The organism is Ramlibacter sp. GS1-15 (assembly GCF_057785015.1).
In genome coordinates this window covers 193652-212228 of sequence record NZ_JBYNTU010000001.1, presented here as the reverse complement: position 1 = coordinate 212228, position 18577 = coordinate 193652, and the positions used below count along the sequence as shown (strand labels likewise).

At 67.8% G+C, this 18577-nt stretch carries 15 protein-coding genes; 4 read left to right on the top strand and 11 right to left on the bottom strand.

The features are described from left to right. Positions 1-14 precede the first annotated feature (14 nt). From AC3EF3_RS01050 to AC3EF3_RS01010, 9 genes are all read right to left on the bottom strand, one after another. Positions 15-932: a M48 family metallopeptidase gene (locus AC3EF3_RS01050; RefSeq protein ID WP_488530302.1), complete on the bottom strand. Its 918-nt coding sequence runs from the start codon at positions 930-932 to the stop codon at positions 15-17. 70 nt (positions 933-1002) lie between these two features. Further along, positions 1003-1740: a lysophospholipid acyltransferase family protein gene (locus AC3EF3_RS01045; RefSeq protein WP_488530301.1), complete on the bottom strand. Its 738-nt coding sequence runs from the start codon at positions 1738-1740 to the stop codon at positions 1003-1005. A gap of 1 nt (position 1741) precedes the next feature. Then, on the bottom strand, positions 1742-2305 hold the full coding sequence (gmhB, locus tag AC3EF3_RS01040; protein ID WP_488530300.1) for a D-glycero-beta-D-manno-heptose 1,7-bisphosphate 7-phosphatase: 564 nt from the start codon (positions 2303-2305) through the stop codon (positions 1742-1744). A gap of 10 nt (positions 2306-2315) precedes the next feature. Then, complete coding sequence (glyS, locus tag AC3EF3_RS01035) at positions 2316-4424, bottom strand: glycine--tRNA ligase subunit beta (RefSeq protein WP_488530299.1); 2109 nt, start codon at positions 4422-4424, stop codon at positions 2316-2318. 2 nt (positions 4425-4426) lie between these two features. Beyond that, a complete protein-coding gene (glyQ, locus tag AC3EF3_RS01030; RefSeq protein ID WP_488530298.1) occupies positions 4427-5332 on the bottom strand; it encodes a glycine--tRNA ligase subunit alpha in 906 nt (301 codons plus the stop codon). A gap of 27 nt (positions 5333-5359) precedes the next feature. Further along, positions 5360-6886 (bottom strand): apolipoprotein N-acyltransferase, encoded by a 1527-nt coding sequence (gene lnt / locus AC3EF3_RS01025; RefSeq protein WP_488530297.1) that lies wholly within the window; start codon positions 6884-6886, stop codon positions 5360-5362. Continuing rightward, entirely contained in the window at positions 6886-7761 is an 876-nt protein-coding gene (locus tag AC3EF3_RS01020; RefSeq protein WP_488530296.1) for a CorC family transporter, read from the bottom strand. The genes lnt and AC3EF3_RS01020 overlap by 1 nt, the downstream gene beginning before the upstream one ends. 69 nt (positions 7762-7830) lie before the next feature. Beyond that, positions 7831-8484, bottom strand: a complete 654-nt coding sequence (locus tag AC3EF3_RS01015; RefSeq protein ID WP_488530295.1) for a GNAT family N-acetyltransferase — start codon at positions 8482-8484, stop codon at positions 7831-7833. Positions 8485-8562: 78 nt separating this feature from the next. Next, on the bottom strand, positions 8563-9045 hold the full coding sequence (locus AC3EF3_RS01010; RefSeq protein ID WP_488530294.1) for an Lrp/AsnC family transcriptional regulator: 483 nt from the start codon (positions 9043-9045) through the stop codon (positions 8563-8565). A gap of 83 nt (positions 9046-9128) precedes the next feature. On the opposite strand from AC3EF3_RS01010, the gene hppD reads away from it, so the two are divergent. Both hppD and AC3EF3_RS01000 read left to right on the top strand, forming a co-directional pair. Then, positions 9129-10244, top strand: a complete 1116-nt coding sequence (hppD, locus tag AC3EF3_RS01005) for a 4-hydroxyphenylpyruvate dioxygenase (protein WP_488530293.1) — start codon at positions 9129-9131, stop codon at positions 10242-10244. Positions 10245-10331: 87 nt separating this feature from the next. Then, a complete protein-coding gene (locus AC3EF3_RS01000; protein WP_488530292.1) occupies positions 10332-10868 on the top strand; it encodes a hypothetical protein in 537 nt (178 codons plus the stop codon). A gap of 10 nt (positions 10869-10878) precedes the next feature. Here the strand turns inward: AC3EF3_RS01000 and AC3EF3_RS00995 are convergent, their stop codons facing one another. Continuing rightward, the gene (locus AC3EF3_RS00995) at positions 10879-14013 is read right to left on the bottom strand and encodes an AAA family ATPase (RefSeq protein ID WP_488530291.1); all 3135 of its coding nucleotides are present in this window, start codon (positions 14011-14013) and stop codon (positions 10879-10881) included. 190 nt (positions 14014-14203) lie between these two features. Between AC3EF3_RS00995 and AC3EF3_RS00990 the strand changes: the two genes are divergently transcribed. Together AC3EF3_RS00990 and AC3EF3_RS00985 are read left to right on the top strand one after the other, a co-directional pair. Then, positions 14204-14725: a hypothetical protein gene (locus AC3EF3_RS00990; protein ID WP_488530290.1), complete on the top strand. Its 522-nt coding sequence runs from the start codon at positions 14204-14206 to the stop codon at positions 14723-14725. Continuing rightward, complete coding sequence (locus tag AC3EF3_RS00985; protein ID WP_488530289.1) at positions 14722-15348, top strand: class I SAM-dependent methyltransferase; 627 nt, start codon at positions 14722-14724, stop codon at positions 15346-15348. The genes AC3EF3_RS00990 and AC3EF3_RS00985 overlap by 4 nt, the downstream gene beginning before the upstream one ends. Here AC3EF3_RS00985 and AC3EF3_RS00980 read toward each other — a convergent pair. Further along, complete coding sequence (locus tag AC3EF3_RS00980; RefSeq protein ID WP_488530288.1) at positions 15329-18565, bottom strand: adenylate/guanylate cyclase domain-containing protein; 3237 nt, start codon at positions 18563-18565, stop codon at positions 15329-15331. The two genes, AC3EF3_RS00985 and AC3EF3_RS00980, sit on opposite strands and share 20 nt — an antisense overlap. Positions 18566-18577: the final 12 nt, after the last annotated feature.

Sequence of the window (18577 nt, the reverse complement as noted above, 5' to 3'; positions counted from 1 at the left end):
CCCAGGCTCCCACATCACCAGGGCGGCAGCGCCTCGTCCTTCAACTGGCCGCGCAACTGCATGTAGTCGGGCACCACGCTGGCCACGGTGTCCCAGAAGCGCGGGCTGTGGTCCATCACGCGCAGATGGCTGAGTTCATGCGCGACGACGTAGTCGATCACCGGCAGGCGGAAGTGGATCAGTCGCCAGTTCAGGCGAATGGTGCCGTCGGCATGCGCCGTGCCCCAACGCGTGCCCGCATTCGACAGCGCGAGCTTGCGCCAACGCACACCGAGCTTGGGCGCATAGTGATCGAGCCGCTCGGTGAATACGCGTTGCGACTGGCGCATCAGCCAGGCCTGCACCGTGTCGCGGATTTGCGTGGGCTGCGCCTGATGCGGCAGGCCGACGCGCAATTGGCGCGGCGGGGCGCCGGCCCCGGTTTCGAGCACCGCGCCCGCGTCGCCCGCCGCGCAGGTGGGATCGAGCACGATCGCCAGGTCCTCGCCGAGGAACGGGAGCAGCGCGCCGTCGCGCCAGTCGATGCGTGCGGACTCGACGCGGCGCTGGCGCTCGCTCGCATCGCCCAGCTTTTTCAGGATCCACGGTGTCTTGCTACGCACCGCATCGTCCACCTCGTACAAGGGCACCCACTTGGGCGCACTGACGGTGAGGCCTTCGGGGCCGACCATGAAGCCGATGTTGCGGCGGCGGGCACGCTTGAATTCGAACGCGACCACCGAATTGCCGAGCACGGCTTCGCGGTTGGCGCGCGGATGGCGAAAGGACGCGGGCTGCAGCAGCTCGTCCAGGCGCGGCGCGGGCGTGGTCGGCCCGATGCTCGGCGGTTCAGCGATGGGCCTGGCCGGGCGCGGCGCTTTCGGCTTGGCCGACACCGGATCGGCCGGGACCGATTCGAAAAAGTCCAGTGTGAGCTGCAACAGCCGGTGCATGGGCGCCGAGTGTAGCTGTGCTTTGCGCGAGCGCGGATAGCACGTTCGAGCTAACCGGCTTGTGCGCGACTTATTTCTTGTAGGCCTCGGGGTCGAGCCGGTGCATTTCCGCTTCGATCCAGGTTTCGACCTCGCGCAGCAGCTCGTCCGGCTCGCGGCCCTGGCTCGGGATCGGCTGACCGATGGAGACGTCGACCACGCCCGGGTGCTTGATCAGCGCCTTGCGCGGCCAGCATTTCGCCGACGAGACCGCGATGGGGATCACGGGCGCGCCGGTTTCCACCGCGAGGCGCGTGCCGCCGTGCTTGTACTGGCCTTTCTCGCCCCGTGGGATGCGCGTGCCCTCGGGGAACATGATGATCCAGATGCCTTGCGCGAGCAGCTGCTTGCCTTGCGCCACGACCTTCGCGAAGGCCTGCGTGCGCTGGCTGCGGTCGATGTGGATCATGTCCAGCCGCGCCATCGCCCAGCCGAAGAAGGGCACATACAGCAGCTCGCGCTTGAAGACGTACGCCAGCGGATGCGGCATCAGGAGCGGCATCAGGAAGGTCTCGAGCGTGGACTGGTGCTTCACCAGCAGGATCGCCGGCGTGGTCTGCCCGACCGGCAGGTTCTCCATGCCGCTGACGCGCCAGCGCACACCGCAGATCACGCGCAGTCCCTGCATGGCCAGCCAGAGCCAGCCCTGCGCGAGCCGGTACATCGGCACGCCGCGCACGAAGATCGACGCGATCAGCATCATGATGCCCCAGGGCACCACGGTGACCACCATCCAGAGACCGTGGATCAGCGAACGCAGCCCCGCCATGTCAGGCCGCAGCCTTGGCGTGGCGTGCGATCAGCCAGTCGGCGAACGCGGCGAGGTCCTCGTGCACGCGCGTGCCGGCCGGGTACTCGGGCGGCAACGGCTGGCCGCGCAGTGCCGCGCCCTTGCCGGTGAGCACCAGGTGCGGCTCGCAGCCGGCAGCGGCACCGGCCTGCAGGTCGCGCAAGCCGTCGCCCACGACCGGCACACCCTTCAGGTCGACGCCGAAGCGGTCGGCGATCTGTTCGAACAGGCCCGGGCTGGGCTTGCGGCAGCGGCAGCCTTCGTCCGGGCTGTGCGGGCAATAGAAGACCGCGTCGATGCGCCCGCCTTGCGCCGACAGCATCTTGTGCATCTTCGCGTGCACCGCGTTGAGCGAGGCGACATCGAAGAGGCCGCGGCCAAGCCCCGACTGGTTCGACGCGATCACGGCGTGCCAGCCCGCGTGGTTCATGCGCGCGATCGCTTCGAGCGCGCCGGGCAGCGGCTGCCACTCCTCGGGCGACTTGATGTAGTCGTCGCTGTCGGCGTTGATCGTGCCGTCGCGGTCGAGGATGACGAGCTTCATGGCGTGGAGTCTAGACCGCCAGGCGGGACAGGTCGGCGACCCGGTTCATCGCCTGGTGCAGCGTGGCGAGCAGGCCGTGGCGGTTGGCGCGCAGGTCGGCTTCTTCCGCATTGACCATCACGTCGTCGAAGAACTGGTCCACCGGCGAGCGCAGGGCGGCCAGCGTCTGCAGGGAGGCGGTGTAGTCGCCCGCGTCGAACTGGGACTGGGCCCTGGGCGCGAGGTCCTTCATCGCCGCATAGAGCGCCTGCTCCGCCGGGGCCTTGAGCAGCGGCTCGCTCACGCGCGCCTGCACGGCCTGCTCCGACTTCTTCAGGATGTTGCCGATGCGCTTGTTGGCCGCGGCCAGCGCCGGCGCCTCGGGCAGCGAAGCGAAGGCGCGCACGGCAGCCAGGCGTTTGGCGACATCGCCCAGGCGCTGCGGACGCAGTGCGAGTACGGCATCGACTTCCTGTGCGCTGTAGCCCTGCTCGCGCAGCATGCCGGCGAGGCGCTCGTAGACGAAATCCGTGAGCTGCTGCGCCGTCTCGGGCTTGGCCTGCGGGAACAGGCCGAGCGCCTCGATCACGATCGCGTTGAGTTCGAGCGGCAGGTCCTTTTCCATCAGCATGCGCACGATGCCCAGCGCATGGCGACGCAGCGCGAACGGGTCCTTGTCGCCGGTCGGGAGCTGCCCGATCGCGAACAGGCCGGCCAGTGTCTCGAGCTTGTCGGCCAGTGCGACGACGATGCCCAGCGAATTGCGCGGCAGCGAATCACCGGCGAAGCGCGGCTTGTAGTGGTCCTCGATCGCATCGGCGATCTCCACGCCCAGGCCGTCGTTGAGCGCGTAGTAGCGGCCCATGATGCCCTGCAGCTCGGGGAACTCGCCCACCATGTCGGTGAGCAGGTCGGCCTTCGCGAGCTCGGCCGCACGGTCGGCCTCGTGCGCCAGGTGGTCGCTGCCCAGTTGCGCGCCGATCACCTTCGCGATCGCACGCACGCGCTCGATGCGCTCGCCCTGGGTGCCCAGCTTGTTGTGATAGACGACCTTGGCCAGGCCGGGCACGCGCGAAGCGAGCGTCTTCTTGCGGTCCTGGTCGAAGAAGAACTTCGCGTCGGCCAGGCGCGGGCGCACGACTCGCTCGTTGCCGCCGACCACCGCGCTCGCGTCCTGCGGGCGGATGTTGCTCACGACGAGGAACCTGTTCGTCAGCTTGCCGTTCGCGTCGAGCAGCGGAAAGTATTTCTGGTTCGCCTTCATCGTGAGGATGAGGCATTCCTGCGGCACGTCGAGGAACTGCTTCTCGAACTGGCAGACGAGGACGTTGGGCCGTTCGACCAAGGCCGTGACCTCGTCGAGCAGCGCGTCGTCCTGCACCGGCTGCACGCCGCCGCCGACCTTCCGCGCGGCATCGGCCAGCTGCCGGGCGATCTCCGCGCGGCGCTTGTCGAAGCTGGCGATCACCGCGCCTCGTTCCTGCAGCGCCGGCTCGTATGCATCGGCATCGGCGACGCGCACCGTATCCTGCGCGGCTTCGAAGCGGTGGCCGTGCGTGACCTGGCCCGCCTTCAACCCGAGCGCCTCGATCGGCACGACCTCGCTGCCGTGCAGCGCCAGCAGCGCATGCGCCGGCCGCACGAACTTCACGTCGGTCCAGCCGTCCGCGAGCTGGTAGGTCATCACCTTCGGGATCGGCAGCCTGGCGATGCTTTCGTTCAGCGCCTTCTGCAGGCCTTCGGCCAGCGTCGCGCCCCTGGCGGTGCTTTCGTAGAAGAGCGCCTCGGCCTTGCCATCCATCGCGCGCTTCAGTTGCGATGCCGCCGCCGCATCGGCGCCGAGCGATTGCAGCTTCTTCACCAGCGCCGGCGTCGGCTGGCCGCTGGCATCGAGGCCGACGCTCACCGGCATCAGTTTCTGCGTCACGGCCTTGTCCGCCGCCTGCGTGGCAACGGCCGTGACGTGCGCGCCCAGGCGGCGCGGCGACGCGAACGGCGTCACTTTCGATTCGGCCGACGAGAGGCCCTGCGCCTTCAACTGCTCGAACAGCACGTTGGCAAAGCTCTCGCCCAGCTTCTTCAATGCCTTGGGCGGCAGTTCCTCGACGAACAGTTCGACGAGAAGATTCTTCGTGGCCATCTTCACGCCGCCTTCTTCTGCAGTTGAGCGACCCACTCGCGCGGCGCCATCGGGAAACCCAGGCGCTCGCGGCTGTCGTAATAGCTTTGCGCGACGCTGCGCGCGAGGTTGCGGATGCGGCCGATGTAGGCGGCGCGCTCGGTCACGCTGATCGCGCCGCGGGCATCGAGCAGGTTGAACGAATGCGCGGCCTTGAGCACCTGCTCGTAGGCGGGCAGCGCCAGTTGCTGTTCCATCAGATACTTTGCCTGCTTCTCGTGCGCGTTGAACGCCGTGAAGAGGAAATCGGTGTCGCTGTGCTCGAAGTTGTAGGTCGACTGCTCGACTTCGTTCTGCTTGTAGACATCGCCATAGGACAGGCCTTCCGTCCACTTCAGGTCGTAGACGTTCTCCACGCCCTGCAGGTACATCGCCAGACGCTCCAGGCCGTAGGTGATCTCGCCGGTGATCGGCTTGCAGTCGATGCCGCCCACCTGCTGGAAGTAGGTGAACTGCGTGACCTCCATGCCGTTGAGCCAGACTTCCCAGCCCAGGCCCCAGGCGCCGAGCGTGGGATTCTCCCAGTCGTCCTCGACGAAACGGATGTCGTTCTTCTTCAGGTCGAACCCGAGCGCCTCGAGCGAGCCGAGGTACAGCTCCAGGATGTTCTCCGGCGCCGGCTTGAGCACCACCTGGTACTGGTAGTAGTGCTGCAGGCGGTTGGGGTTCTCGCCGTAGCGGCCGTCCTTGGGCCGGCGGCTCGGCTGCACATAGGCGGCCTTCCACGGCTCGGGCCCCAGCGCGCGCAGGAAAGTGGCCGTGTGCGACGTTCCCGCGCCCACCTCCATGTCGTACGGCTGCAGGAGCGCGCAGCCCTGCGCGTCCCAATAGGACTGGAGCTTGAGGATGATTTGCTGGAACGTGAGCATCGCGGGGCCGCAGGGAAACCACCGATTTTACGGGCGGGTTTTCCTGCGGCCCGGCAGCAGCGCGGGAGCGACCGCCGCGAGCGCGAGCAGCCACAGCGGCAACAGGCCGAAGCGCGCCAGCCAGCCGGCGTAGGGCGTGATCTCCGTGCGGCCTTCCACTTCGCCCGTCAGCACGCCGCGCGTGAGGCGCGGCAGCAGGTGCGTGACCCGCCCGTGCGCATCGACGATCGCCGTCGCGCCGGTGTTGGTCGCGCGGATCACCGGCCGGTCGAACTCGATGGCGCGCATGCGGCTGATCTGCAGGTGCTGGTCGATGGCGACCGTGTCGCCGAACCAGCCGATGTTGCTCATGTTCACCAGGATGGTCGGGGCACGCGATGCATCGCCGAAGTTCGCCGCGATCTCTTCGCCGAACAGGTCCTCGTAGCAGATGTTCGGAGCCAGCCGCTCGCCCTGCCAGGCGAAGGGCGCCTGCGCGACGGCGCCGCGGTTGAAGTCGCCCAGCGGGATGTTCATCATGCGAACGAACCACTTGAACAGCGGCGGGATGAATTCACCGAAAGGCACCAGATGGTGCTTGTGGTAGCGGTAGGTGGCCGCGCCCGGCGCGAGACCGATGGCCGAATTGGTGTAGCCCTCGCTGAAGCTGCCGAGTGGAATGCCGATGAGCGCGGCCTGCTGGCCTCGGGCGAAGCGCTCGTTGATGGCCTCGCCGTAGCCCGGCGGCAGCTGCTGCGGCAGCAGCGGGATCGCCGTCTCGGGTGTGACAACGAGCGATGCCTGGCTTTGCTGCAACTGCCGGGCGTACCACTCCAGCGCGATCGGGACGCCCGTGCCCGGCTCGAACTTCTCGTCCTGGGGGATATTGCCTTGCAGGAGCGCGATCGACAGCTTGGGCCGCGCGGCAGGCGCTTCGGCAGGCTTCACCATGATGCAGGCAGCGAGCAGGGCAATCGCACCCCCAACAAAGCCCCACGACCGCCACGATGTGCGCATGGCAGGTTGCACCAGCGCCGCCAACCCGAAGGAGAGAAGCGCGGCAACGAAGCCGATGCCATACACGCCGATCCAGGGCGCAAGCGCCGCGAGCGGCCCGTCGACGTGCGCATACCCCAAGGCGCCCCAGGGAAACCCCGTGAAGATCGTCGCGCGCATCAGCTCGGCGAGCAGCCAGGCGCCGGCGAAGACGATGGCCTGCAGGCCCGCACCCGGTTCGCGCGCCAACCAGAAGATCACCGCCGCGAGTGCGTAGTACAGCGCGAGAAAGGCGGCGAGCGCGAACACGGCGACGGCCGCCAGCGGCGAAGCGAGCCCGCCGTACACGTGCATGGAGATGAACAGCCACCAGAAGGTGCCCGCGAGCCAGGCGGTCGCGAACGTCCATGCGGCCAGCGCGGCTTCGACTCGCGAACGGCTGCGTTGCAGCACGCCCGCGAGCAGCGCGAGCGACAGCAGTTGCAACCACCACTGCGGCTGTCCGTTCCATGGCGCGGCAATCGAGAAGGCCTGGCCGATGCCGGCCAGCAACGCGGCGATGACGAAAGCGATGCGCACTAGCCGGTGCGGTCGTCGCCCTCGACCGGCGACACCTTGAACCAGCGCACCGCCCCGCCCTTGGTGTGCATCACGACGAAGTTCAGGCCCGCGATCTGGATGTGCTCGCCGCGCCGGGGCACATGGCCCATCTCGTGCGCGATCAGGCCGCCGATCGTGTCGAACTCCTGCTCGACGTCGGTGGGCGCGATCGCGACGCCGAACGCCTCGGCCACGCGTTCGGGCGAGGTGTCGCCGCTGACGCGGTAGGTGCGGTCGGCCAGGCCGAAGATGTCGCCCTCGTCCTCGGCGATGTCGAACTCGTCCTCGATCTCGCCGACGATCTGCTCGAGCACGTCCTCGATGGTGACGAGCCCCGCCACGCGGCCGAACTCGTCGATGACGATGGCGAGGTGGTTGCGGTTGCCGCGGAACTCGCGCAGCAGGTCGTTGAGGCCCTTGCTCTCGGGGATGAACGACGCGGGCCGCAGCAGCGCGCGCAGGTTCAGCTCGGGCGCGCGCTGGAGCTTGAGCAAGTCCTTCGCCAGCAGGATGCCGATGATGTTCTCGCGGTCGCCCTCATACACCGGGAAGCGCGAGTGCGCCGTCTCGATCACCGTGTGCAGGATCTCATCCCACGGCGAATCGATGTTGATCAGGTCCATCCGCGGCGTGGGCACCATCACGTCGCCGGCCGTGAGGTCGGCCATGCGGATCACGCCCTCGAGCATCACGCGCGATTCGGCGCCGATGACGTCGTTGTCCTCCGCATCGGCCAGCGTCTCGATCAGCTCGGCCCGCGAGTCGGGGCCCGGATGGATGAACTCGGCGATCTTCTGGAAGAAGGTGCGCTTGTCCTCCTTGTCGGAGGGGCGCGCAGGGTGCGGGTCGGACACGTAGGCGTGCGGTCGTTGCGGGACGACTAGGATAGCCCAAAGGCACCGCGCCCCCGTGACCGGTGCGAATCAGCTGCCCGACTTGTGCCGGCCTTCGCGCACGCCTCGCCGCACTTCCTGCACGCCCGCGAGGAAGGACCAGAAGCGCTTGGCCTGCTGCTTGAGGCGATAGTCGGTCTGCGCGACCTGCTCTTCCACGAGCTCGGCCACGCGACTGTCGAAGGTCGCGGGCGGCAGACGCAGGAAGGCCTCGGTTTCCGAGCCGGCACGCTCCATCCTGGCGCCCGCCTTGATCGCGATTCGCAGCATGGCGCGGTTCTCGGTGAGTGCGTGGATGAAGAGCATCTCCACGCCTTCGTTGCGTGCGTGCATGACGGCGCGCTCGAACAGGCGCTGGCCGTAGCCGCGCCCGCGCGCCTTCCTGAGCACCGACACGCCGAACTCGGCGCACGAGGTCATGCCCGGATCGGCCGAATACGCGAGGTGCGCCACCGCGATCAGCTCGAGCTTGCGGTTGTAGATGCCGAAGATGTCGTCGCGCTCGAAGTCAAGCCCGGCGACGTAGCGATCGATCTGCTCGTCGGTCGCGGGATAGCCGAAGCGCAGGTAGCGGTCATCCGCATCCAGCGCCTTCAGGTGCGCAGCGATGCGGCCGCGGTGGCTCGGGCCGAGCGAGCGGATCGGCACGACCACCGGGGATGACTTGACGACTTCCGTGTCCATGAAGGCGACTGTACGGGTTTTCCCTAGAAAGTGCAGCCCGGCGCGCGACACCCGTAATGGCACGTAGGTGAGTGCCTGCTAAACGGGGATGGCCGTCGTGGCCTTGACCCGATCCAGCACGAAGCTCGTCTTGCAGTCCTCCACCGAGGGGTGCTTGAGCAGGGTCTCCATGATGAAGCGGCTGTAGTGCGCCATGTCCTGCACCACCACCCGCAACAGGTAGTCCATCTCGCCCGTGAGCGCGACGCACTCGACCACCTCCGGCCAGGCCTGCACGCTGGCGCGGAACACGTCCATCGGGTTGCGCTTGTGCGTTTCGGTGTGTTTTTCCAGCCGCACGTTCAGGTAGGCCGTGAGGCCCAGGCCCACGGTCTCGGGCTTGACCAGCGCCACATAGCGGTCGATCACGCCCGCATCCTCCAGCCGCTTGACCCGGCGCAGCACCGCGCTCGGGGACAAACCGATCTTCTCGCCGATGACGTCGTAGGTCTCGCGGCCGTTCTGCTGCAGCCGGCGCAGGATGGCTTTGTCGAGCTTGTCGAGTGTCTCCGATGGGCGCATGACGCAGGATTATTGCGCCTGCCGGCCGCGATGCGCCACATCACGCGCGAAAAATGAACGGGCGGCGGCTTACAGTGCGCGGCATGAACAAGACTTGGGACAACCCGATGGGCACCGCCGGCTTCGAATTCATCGAGTACGCGGCGCCCGACCCCAAGGCCATGGGCGAGCTGTTCCAGCGCATGGGCTTCCGGGCGATCGCGCGTCATCGCCACAAGAACGTGATCCTGTACCGGCAGGGCGGCATCAACTTCATCGTCAATGCCGAACCCGATTCGTTCGCGCAACGCTTCGCACGGGCGCACGGCCCCAGCATCTGCGCCATCGCCTTCCGCGTGCAGGACGCGAAGGCGGCGTACGAGCGCGCGATCTCGTTGGGCGCGTGGGGCTACGCGGGCCAGGCCGGCCCGGGCGAATTGAACATCCCCGCCATCAAAGGCATCGGCGATTCGCTGATCTACCTGGTGGACCGCTGGCGCGGCAAGAACGGCGCGGCCGAAGGCGACATCGGCAACATCGGTTTCTACGACGTGGACTTCGAGCCGCTGCCCGGCATAGCCGCGCGCGATGCGCTGGACCCGCGCGGCCACGGCCTGACGTACATCGACCATCTCACGCACAACGTGCATCGCGGCCGCATGGCCGAGTGGTCGGAGTTCTACGAGCGCCTGTTCAACTTCCGCGAGATCCGCTATTTCGACATCGAAGGCCAGGCCACGGGCGTGAAGAGCAAGGCCATGACCAGCCCCTGCGGGATGATCCGCATCCCGATCAACGAGGAAGGCAACGAGAAGGCCGGCCAGATCCAGGAGTATCTGGACAAGTACCACGGCGAAGGCATCCAGCACATCGCGCTGGGTTCGACCAACCTGTACGACACGGTCGATGCGCTGCAGATGGCGGGCGTGAAGCTGCTGGACACCAGCGACACCTATTACGAGCTGCTGCCCAAGCGCATCCCCAACCTGCAGGAGAACATCGAGGCGCTCAAGTCGCGCAACATCCTCGTGGACGGCAAGCCCGGCGAGCTGCTGCTGCAGATCTTCTCGGAGAACCAGCTCGGCCCGATCTTCTTCGAGTTCATCCAGCGCAAGGGCAACGAAGGCTTCGGCGAGGGCAACTTCAAGGCGCTGTTCGAGACCATGGAGCTGGACCAGATGCGGCGGGGGGTGCTGCAAGCGGGCACCACTCAGTCCTGACCCGCAGGCGTTGCGCGAGCGCCTCGTCCGTTTACACTCGAGTCGCATTTTGCAAGGTCGCAACGCCAGCAAGACAGGAGGGTTCCCATGGGCTTTTTCATGAAGCACAACGACATCCTGATCGGCAGCATGCTCGATCAGCTGAACCTGCGCTTCGCGCCGCCGCAAGGCAAGGAGAAGACGTACGGCGGCATCGACGAGATGGTCGCCTTGCAAAAGGAATTCAACATCTTCAAGAAGGGCCGGCCGTTCGCGAAGAGCGTCGCCGTGCTGAACCTCGCGGCCTACAACAACGACGCGAAGAACCACTGGCATGACCTGCTGGGCAACCTGGCGCAGCACAAATCCAATCGCGGCAAGCTGAACGGCGATCAGGCCGTCGTGGATGCGCTGGCGAAGAACCTGGCGGCCAGGAACCCGTTGCCCGTCTACTTCACCTCGCACGACATGCGTCAAGGCGGCGAAAGCAAGAACGTGCTGATCACCGACAAGGGGCGGCCGCTGTTCTACATCGAGCGCGATTACCTGGTGATCTCGCTGCCCATGCAGCCGTGGGAGGGGTCGGCACAGCGCGCCGCTCCGGCCAAGGGCAAGACCAGCACCAGCAAAAAGAAATCGAAGTAAGCGGCGGGCCCTAACCGAGCACGACCTCGGGCAGGGCCTTCACGCGGAACGACAACGCGCTGGCTTCGCTGGCGCGCACCAGGCCGCGCGCACGGGCCAGCAGGTCCTCGGCTGCGCGAACATCCGTTTCCGTGCTCTTGGCCCGCAGTACCGCACTCGCGATGACCAGCGCCCGCACGTGCTGGTGGCGGTTGCTGCGCTCGCGCGACAGGTCGATCGCCTCCTGGCAGAAGCGTTCGGCCGCATGCAGGTCACCGACCGCGTAGCAGCACTCGGCGAGGCAGGCGAGCAATTCCGTTTCGAATTCCTTGGCCACGTTGTGCTGGCGCACGACGTCCAGCGCCTGGCTGAAGCCGCTGATGGCCGGCAGGAACTGACCGCGTGCCTGATCGACCAGTGCGCCACATGCGTGGGCAAAGCAGCTCATGTAGGCGTTGTCGTGCCGTTCCGCCACTCGGGCGACGACGCGGGCGTGATGCTCGGCACGTTCCAGGTCCTCGGCCGCGCACGCCACTTCCGTCATCCCGTAGTGGGCGATCTGGAGCAGCACGGGATCGACGGTGTGCTGCGGCAATGTCGTGACGTCCGCGATGCAGCCGGCCGCTTCTTCGAGCCGGCCCAGGCGCGCCAGCACGCGTCCACGCAGCACGAGCAGCCACTGCTTGAGGCTGTAGCCGATGAAGTCTTCCTCGAACCGGTCGACCGCATCGATGCCTGCCAGGGCGGCGTCGCTCGCGGCGAGCGCCTTGTCGAACATGCCGGCCCACCCGTACGCCTGGCACAGCCCGATGTTCAGGAGGACCTTGCTGCCGGCCGGCGCATCCGGCTCCATCGAGGCCAGCGCTTCACTCACGAGCTCGGCATAGCGATCCACGGAGCCGCCGTTGGCCTGCAGCATCCGCCCTTCGAGGAACAGCAGCAAACGCATGATGCGCGTGTCGCCCGTGCCTGCGATACGGCGCGCTTCGTGGATCAGGGCCATGACCTCGGCCATCGGCGTGCCCTCCCGCCAGCTCAGCCATGCCGATTTCGCGAGCGCCAGGACTTTCAGGCTGTCGACCTCGGCGTCCTGGTGCGTCTGCGTAAGCAGCTCGCGCACCTTCCGCCAAGCATTCATCGCACGGCGGGAATCCGCCGACGCGACCCAGTTCGCCGCGTGGGCGTGGTAGCGCGCGGCCGGCCAAGGCTCCTTGGCCTGCTCGAAGTGGTAGGCGATCAGGCCCGCGTACTCGTCGATCTGCTCGGTGTAATAGAGCTCCATCGCCGCCGCGACGCTGGCGTGCACCTGCTCGCGCCGCACCTTCAGCTGTGCGCCGTACGCCACCTCCTGGATCAGCGGGTGGCGGAACGCGAAGTGGCGGCCGCCTTCGGACGGCTGCGGCAGGATCAGGCCCGCCCGGCACAGTCCCTCCAGGCCGATCTGGATCTGGCTGGCGAGCGGGCTCGCCACGTGCTCCAGCACCGCCAGCGGAATCTCCTTGCCGATGATGGCGCACATCTGCAGCAGCGTCTTCTCGGGCTCGCCCACGCGGTCCAGGCGCGAGCCGATGACGGCCTCCACAGTGGCGGGCAGGGCGTGTTCGACGGCTTCGAGACCGCCTGCCGGCAAGCCGGTGTCCACCGCGAACAGCCGGCTTTCCACGAGGGTGCGGGCCAGCTCCTCCGCGAAGAACGGATTGCCGCCCGCCCGCTGGCACACCAGCCGGCACACATCGGGCAACGCCGTGACGGGAGCCAGCAGGTCGGCGACGAGGACGTCCATGTCGGCCCGGGGAAGCTCCGCCAGGTCGACCTGCTGGAAGTGCGGCTCACCGGCCCAGGGCGCGCGGTAGGTGCTGCGGTAATTGAGCAGCAGCAAGGTGCGCGTGCCGGCCACCGCCTCGACCAGGGCGGACACGAACTCCTCGCTGGCCTCGTCGAGCCAGTGCAGGTCCTCGATCAGGATCACCCGCTCGACGTCGGCCTGCTGCTTCACGAGCCCGCGCACCAGGGCGAGCAGGCGCGCCTGGCGCGCGCGCGGGCCGAGCGCCAGGGCGGGCGCCTCGGCCGAGGCGACACCGAAGAACTCGTACAGCAGTTGCATGTCGCTCGCTGACGACGTCACGGGCGCGAAGCATTCGTCGATGCGCGCGCGCGCGGCGGCCGCTTCGTCGCACGCGGCCAGGCCGAAGAAATGCACCCGGAACAACTCGAGGATGGGCTGCAGCGGCAGGGCGTGGCCGTACAGCTGGGCGCGAACCTCATGCACGGGCACGCCGCGTTGGGCGCACAGCTGCGCGAATTCCTGGCACAGGCGGCTCTTGCCGGCGCCGGGCTCGCCCGCCACGCCGATCGTCCTGCCGCGGTCGGCCCGCGCCTCGCCCAGCGCCACCATCAGCAGCGACAGCTCACGGCCCCGGCCGCGGAACGTGGACGCCGACGCGGCCGGCCGCGTCGGCGCCGACGTCGACAAGCCCGCCAGCCGGAAGATTTCCACCGGCTGCGGAATGCCTTTCAAGGGATGCAGGCCCATGGCCTCGACCGCGCAGCCCGGGCCGGCGGCCGCGCGGCAGGCGTCGGTGACGCAGATGCCGGCGGCCGGCGCGAGCGCGATCACGCGGCTGGCGACATGGATGGTCACGCCGTGCGCGCCACCGCCGCGGCCGTCTTCGGCATCTTCCGGGTCCGACGCCACCTGGCCCGAGTGCAGGCCGACGCGGATCTGCAGGCCGTCGCCGGCATTCCCGAAAGCCGCTTGCATGTGCAGCGCGGCCTGGCACGCGAGCAGCGCGTGGCCTTCCAGCGCGCGCGGCACGCCGAACATCGCCATCACGCCGTCGCCGAGCGTGCGCAGCACCGTGCCGCCGAAGCGCTCGATCGAGTGGCGCATGCGCAGGATCGCCGGGCGCAGGCGCGCCATGGCCTGCTCCGGGTCCAGGTGCGACACCATGTCGGTGGAGCCGACGATGTCGGCAAAGAGCACGGTGGCCTGCTTCAGCTCGCCCCACTTGGGTGGCGCATCGGCGGCGCCGGCGCCCAGCACATGGCCGCAGTTGCCGCAGAAGCGCGCGAGCAGGTTGACGTCGTGCCCGCACTTGGCGCAGGCCAGCTGCAACTGCTTGCCGCAGTTCTCGCAGAACCTGTTCCCCTGCGGGTTATCCGTCATGCAGGACCGACAACGCATGCCTGCTCTCGCCTTCGTCTTGTTACCGCGGCAGGAGCCGCGGTAACAAAGCATAGCAAGGAAGTGCTGCGGTGCCCATCACGCCCTGTTCAAAAACGCCGCACGTCGCCCGCTCCGCTACACTCGGACAAGCCGTTACATTCGTAACGACATGATGTGAGGAGCGGAACCGATGGGCGATTTCATGAAGGAGCACGATGTCTACGTCGGACATCTGCAGGAACAACTCAACCTGCGCTTTGCGCCCAACATGGGCAAGAGCAACGAGCACGGCCTGGCCGAGATGGTCAAGCTGCAAAACGAGTTGGGCATCTTCAAGGAGGGCCGCTCGTTCGAGTCCAGCATCCGGGCGCTGAATGTCGTCGGCCAGATCCACCAGGACGCCAAGGACGGTTTTCACAGCTACCTGCGCAGCTTGCGCCGCGCGAAGTCGAACGTCACGGGCCTGAACGGTGACCAGGCGATCGTCGCATCGCTCGTGAAGAACCTGTCCGCCAAGAAACCGCTGCCCGTGTATTTCGACCTGCACGACATGAACGCGGACGGCAACGACAACCGCGTGGTGATCACCGGCAAAGGCCGGCCGCTGTTCTACATGAAGCAGGACTTCATGGTCGTTTCCCTCCCGCTGGGCGCGAGCGGCGCCGCACCGGCGAAGAAGGCGACGAAAGGCAAGCCGAAAAAGGCGAAGTGAGCACCTCGCCGGCCCCGCTGGCGGACATCGCCCGCTACTACGACGGCAAGGTCCTCGCCTTCGGTGCGACCGCACTGGGCGTCGACTGGCCGAGCCTGCCGTCGGTGCACGCGCGATTGTTCAAGCTGCTTGAACTCGGGACTCTGCACCCGGGCACGTCGGTCAATGATCTCGGATGTGGCTGGGGCGCCGCGCTGGAGGTGATTGACCATCTGCAAGGCGAAGGGCCGGTCGATTATTGCGGAGTCGACGTTGCGCCGGCCATGATCGACGCGGCGCGAATGCGCTGGGCCGACCGGCCACGCGCGAGGTTCGCGGTAGGAACGCGCTGTACGCGGGTGGCCGATTACGCCATCGCCAGCGGGATTTTCAACGTGAAGCTCGCGCATCCGCTGACCGAATGGGAAGAGCACGTGCGAGAAACGCTGCACGACATGCACCGTCACGCGACGAAGGGTTTCTCGGTGAATTTCATGCTGCCTTCGGCCGCTGCACGCCAGGTGCCCGAACTCTATTGCCCGGCCCCGGAACCCTGGGTGCGCTTTTGCGAGAGCTTGCCGGGCCGCCGGGTGCAGGTGGCTCAGGTGCCCGGCCTCGCCGAATTCACTTTGCTGGTTCGCTGACTGCCCCGGCGGCGAGCACGCCTGTCGTCAGCCGCGCGGCCACAGCGTCCAGCTGTTTTGCGTAGGCACGGGCACCCGTCTCGTCGAGCAGTGCGCGCGCCTTCGCGACGAGCGAGGCGGCTTCCTGCGGATCCGCATGCGCGTCGAGCAGCGCCGCCGCCAAGGTGATCATGGCGCGGCATTGCGCGACCCGCATGGTTCTTTGCTCTGCGATCTGCAGGGCTTGCGTCACGGCTTCGCGTGCCAGGTCCAGGCTGCCCGAGCGCCGGCGCGCCTCGGCCAAGCCCAGCAGCAGGTCGGTCTCGTATTCGGATGCCGCGCTGCTGCCGCGGACCTGCTCGAGTCCCTGCAAGAACGCATCGATCGCGCCGTCCCATTCGCCCGACAAGGTGAATGTCGTCCCGCGGCAATACAGCGCAAGGGGTTTGAGATAGGAGACAGGGTGCTGCTGGGCGAGGTCCCACAGCGCCTCCGTGTGCTGCAGCGCGAGCTGGTAGTCGTCCTCGTGAAAGGCGAGCTCGACATAGCCCAGGTGCCGAATGCCGTGGACGGTCGGGTCGGCGACGGCTTCCCGCACCGCCAGCATGCGCTCCCAGCAGTCCCGGGCTTCTTCCACGCGGTCGCAGCGCGCCAGCGCGCGTCCCCGCATGCCGTAGACCCATTGCGCGATGCTGAATCCCATGAACTCGCGGTCATCGCGGTCGATGAGATCCAGTCCGGCGATTGCGATCTCGCTCGCTGCCAGTGCCTCCTGCAGCCGCCCGGCCCAGCGGTAGGCCTGGGTCAGTACGGCGTTGAGCGTGGCGACGCGACCCCGGTCCCCGGGGTCGACCAACTGCAGCGCGTGTTCCACCCGCTCCACATACCAGTCCGCCGGCCCGCCGCTCGCCTGCAGCATCCGCCCTTCGACCGTGAGGAGCAGCTGCGTGAGCCGCTTGTCCACCCGGGCAGCGAGCTCCATCGCCTCGTCGAGGAAAGGCTGGACCTGTTCCAGGCTCAGGCCCTCGCGCCAGCCGAGCAGACAGATCTGGCTGCACGCGGCGGCTCGCAGCTGTTCCGATTCCGACTCGCCGGCGTGCTCCGCCAGCAGGCGGCGCACCTTGTGCCAATGCGCGATCGCCTGGGACGGATCGGTGGCGCCCAGCCAGCGTGCGGCGCGCGCGCAGTAGCGGGCTGCGGCCATGGCCTGGCCGGCCTCTTCGAAATGATGCGCGACGAGCGCGGCGAATTCATCGATCTGCTCGACGTAGTGGCGTTCCATCGCCGTCGCCACCGTCGCGTGAATGGCCGCACGCTTGGCTCGCATCTGCGTGCCGTATGCCACTTCCTGGATCAGCGGGTGGCGGAACGCATAGCGGCGGCCGCCGACCGCCGGCTGCGGCTGGATCAGCTCCGCCCGGCAAAGGCCATCGAGCGCGGGATCGAGCTCGGCACGCGGGATTCCCGCGACCTCCTCGAGGATCGCAAGCGGCACCTCCTTGCCGATGATGGCGCAGGTCTGCAGCACCGACTTCTCGCCTTCACGCAGGCGATCGATGCGCGCCCCGATGACGGCCTGGACAGTGGCGGGCAGCGCCCGCTCTACGGAGACGAGGTTGTTGCCGGCATGGGCCGGATCGCCCGACAGCACGCCTCGCTCGGCGATGGCCCGCACCAACTCCTCCGCGAAGAAGGGGTTGCCGCCGCTGCGCCGCGCGATCAGTTGCGAGATGTCCTGGAACTCGCGGCGGTGGCTGATCATCTCGCGCACGATCGCCTCGGTGTCGGCGGCGTTCAGCTCGCCGAGCGCGATCTCGCGGAAGTTGTCGCGAGCCGCCCAGGGCGAGCGGTACGAAGGCCGGTAGTTCAGAACCACGAGCGTTCGCGTGGCGGTCACGGCCTCCACCAGCGCCGCGACGAACTCTTCGCTCGCTTCGTCGAGCCAGTGCATGTCTTCGATGAGGATGACGGCGACGCTGGGCGCCGAGTGCTTCACCAGCGCCGTCATCAGCGCCAGCAAACGCGCACGCCGGGCCCGGGGCAGCTGCGTGAGCGGCGCTGCCTGCTCGTCGGCCACACCGAGAAATTCGAACAGCAGTGCGTCGTCCGACGGCACGTGCTCCGGCAGATGCGCGAGGCGCTGCACGATCTTCGTGCGCGTCTGTGCCGATGTGTCCGCGGACGAGATGCCGAAGAAATAGACCCGCATCAACTCCAGGACCGGTTGGAGCGGCGTCGCGCTGCCGTAGACCTGCGCGCGTACCTCGAAGACCGGCTTGCCGCGCGAGCGGCACCACTGCGCGAACTCGTAGCACAGGCGGCTCTTGCCGGCGCCGGGACCGCCCGCCACGCCGACCACCTGCGCTTCGCCCATTTCGGTGAGCCGCTGCGCCTGCTGCAACAAGGTCATTTCCTTGTCGCGGCCGCGGAAGGGCGTGAGCTTGCCCTGGCGGAAATTCGCGCTCGCGAACGCGGGCTTGAGCGAGCGCAGCATGAAGATCTCGACCGGATGGCTGATGCCCCGCAGCGGCGGGCTGCCGACCGATTCCGCTTCGACCGACCCGCGCACGAGCGAATAGCAGTCCTGCGTGATGGCGATGCCGCCGGGCTGCGCCATGCCGATCACCCGGCTGGCCAGGTGGATCGTGAGCCCATGCGCGCCACCGCCCTTGCCCGTGTCCTGCGCGTACGGGTCGGAGGCCACGAGGCCGGAGTGCAGGCCGACGCGGATGCTCAGGCCCTGCGTGTTGCCGGCGATGGCCTGCAACATGTGCAGGGCCGCCTCGCAAGCCAGGGTCGCATGGCCTTCGAGCGCCTTGGGCACGCCGAACAGCGCCATCACACCGTCGCCGAGCGTTCGCATCACGGTGCCGCCGAAGCGCTCCACCGCGTCGCACATCACCTTGACGGCCGGCTTGAGCCGGTCCATCGCCTGCTCGGGATCGAGCGTCGCGATCTGTTCGGTCGAGCTCACGATGTCGGCGAACAGCACCGTGGCCTGCTTGAGTTCGCCCCACGAGGCTGCCGGCACCGAGACACCCGGCGGACGCCCGCCGGGGGCCGGGTTCGCGGCTGTCGTTGCGGCGCGGTTCACGGACGCGCCGCAGCCGCCGCAGAATTTCGCGGTGGGGGTGCAATCGAAGCCGCACGCCGGGCACTTGAAGGCCAGGCTCACGCCGCAGTTCTCGCAGAACCGGTTCGTCTCGGGATTCGCGGCGTTGCAGGCAGCGCAATGCATAGGCCAATGGTA

Bases quoted from the DNA above. Each gene is read 5' to 3' on its own strand.
- AC3EF3_RS01050 (WP_488530302.1), bottom strand. From the start codon at position 932: ATGCACCGGCTGTTGCAGCTCACACTGGACTTTTTCGAATCGGTCCCG.
- AC3EF3_RS01045 (WP_488530301.1), bottom strand. From the start codon at position 1,740: ATGGCGGGGCTGCGTTCGCTGATCCACGGTCTCTGGATGGTGGTCACC.
- gmhB (WP_488530300.1), bottom strand. From the start codon at position 2,305: ATGAAGCTCGTCATCCTCGACCGCGACGGCACGATCAACGCCGACAGC.
- glyS (WP_488530299.1), bottom strand. From the start codon at position 4,424: ATGGCCACGAAGAATCTTCTCGTCGAACTGTTCGTCGAGGAACTGCCG.
- glyQ (WP_488530298.1), bottom strand. From the start codon at position 5,332: ATGCTCACGTTCCAGCAAATCATCCTCAAGCTCCAGTCCTATTGGGAC.
- AC3EF3_RS01015 (WP_488530295.1), bottom strand. From the start codon at position 8,484: ATGGACACGGAAGTCGTCAAGTCATCCCCGGTGGTCGTGCCGATCCGC.
- AC3EF3_RS01010 (WP_488530294.1), bottom strand. From the start codon at position 9,045: ATGCGCCCATCGGAGACACTCGACAAGCTCGACAAAGCCATCCTGCGC.
- hppD (WP_488530293.1), top strand. From the start codon at position 9,129: ATGAACAAGACTTGGGACAACCCGATGGGCACCGCCGGCTTCGAATTC.
- AC3EF3_RS01000 (WP_488530292.1), top strand. From the start codon at position 10,332: ATGGGCTTTTTCATGAAGCACAACGACATCCTGATCGGCAGCATGCTC.
- AC3EF3_RS00995 (WP_488530291.1), bottom strand. From the start codon at position 14,013: ATGACGGATAACCCGCAGGGGAACAGGTTCTGCGAGAACTGCGGCAAG.
- AC3EF3_RS00990 (WP_488530290.1), top strand. From the start codon at position 14,204: ATGGGCGATTTCATGAAGGAGCACGATGTCTACGTCGGACATCTGCAG.
- AC3EF3_RS00980 (WP_488530288.1), bottom strand. From the start codon at position 18,565: ATGCATTGCGCTGCCTGCAACGCCGCGAATCCCGAGACGAACCGGTTC.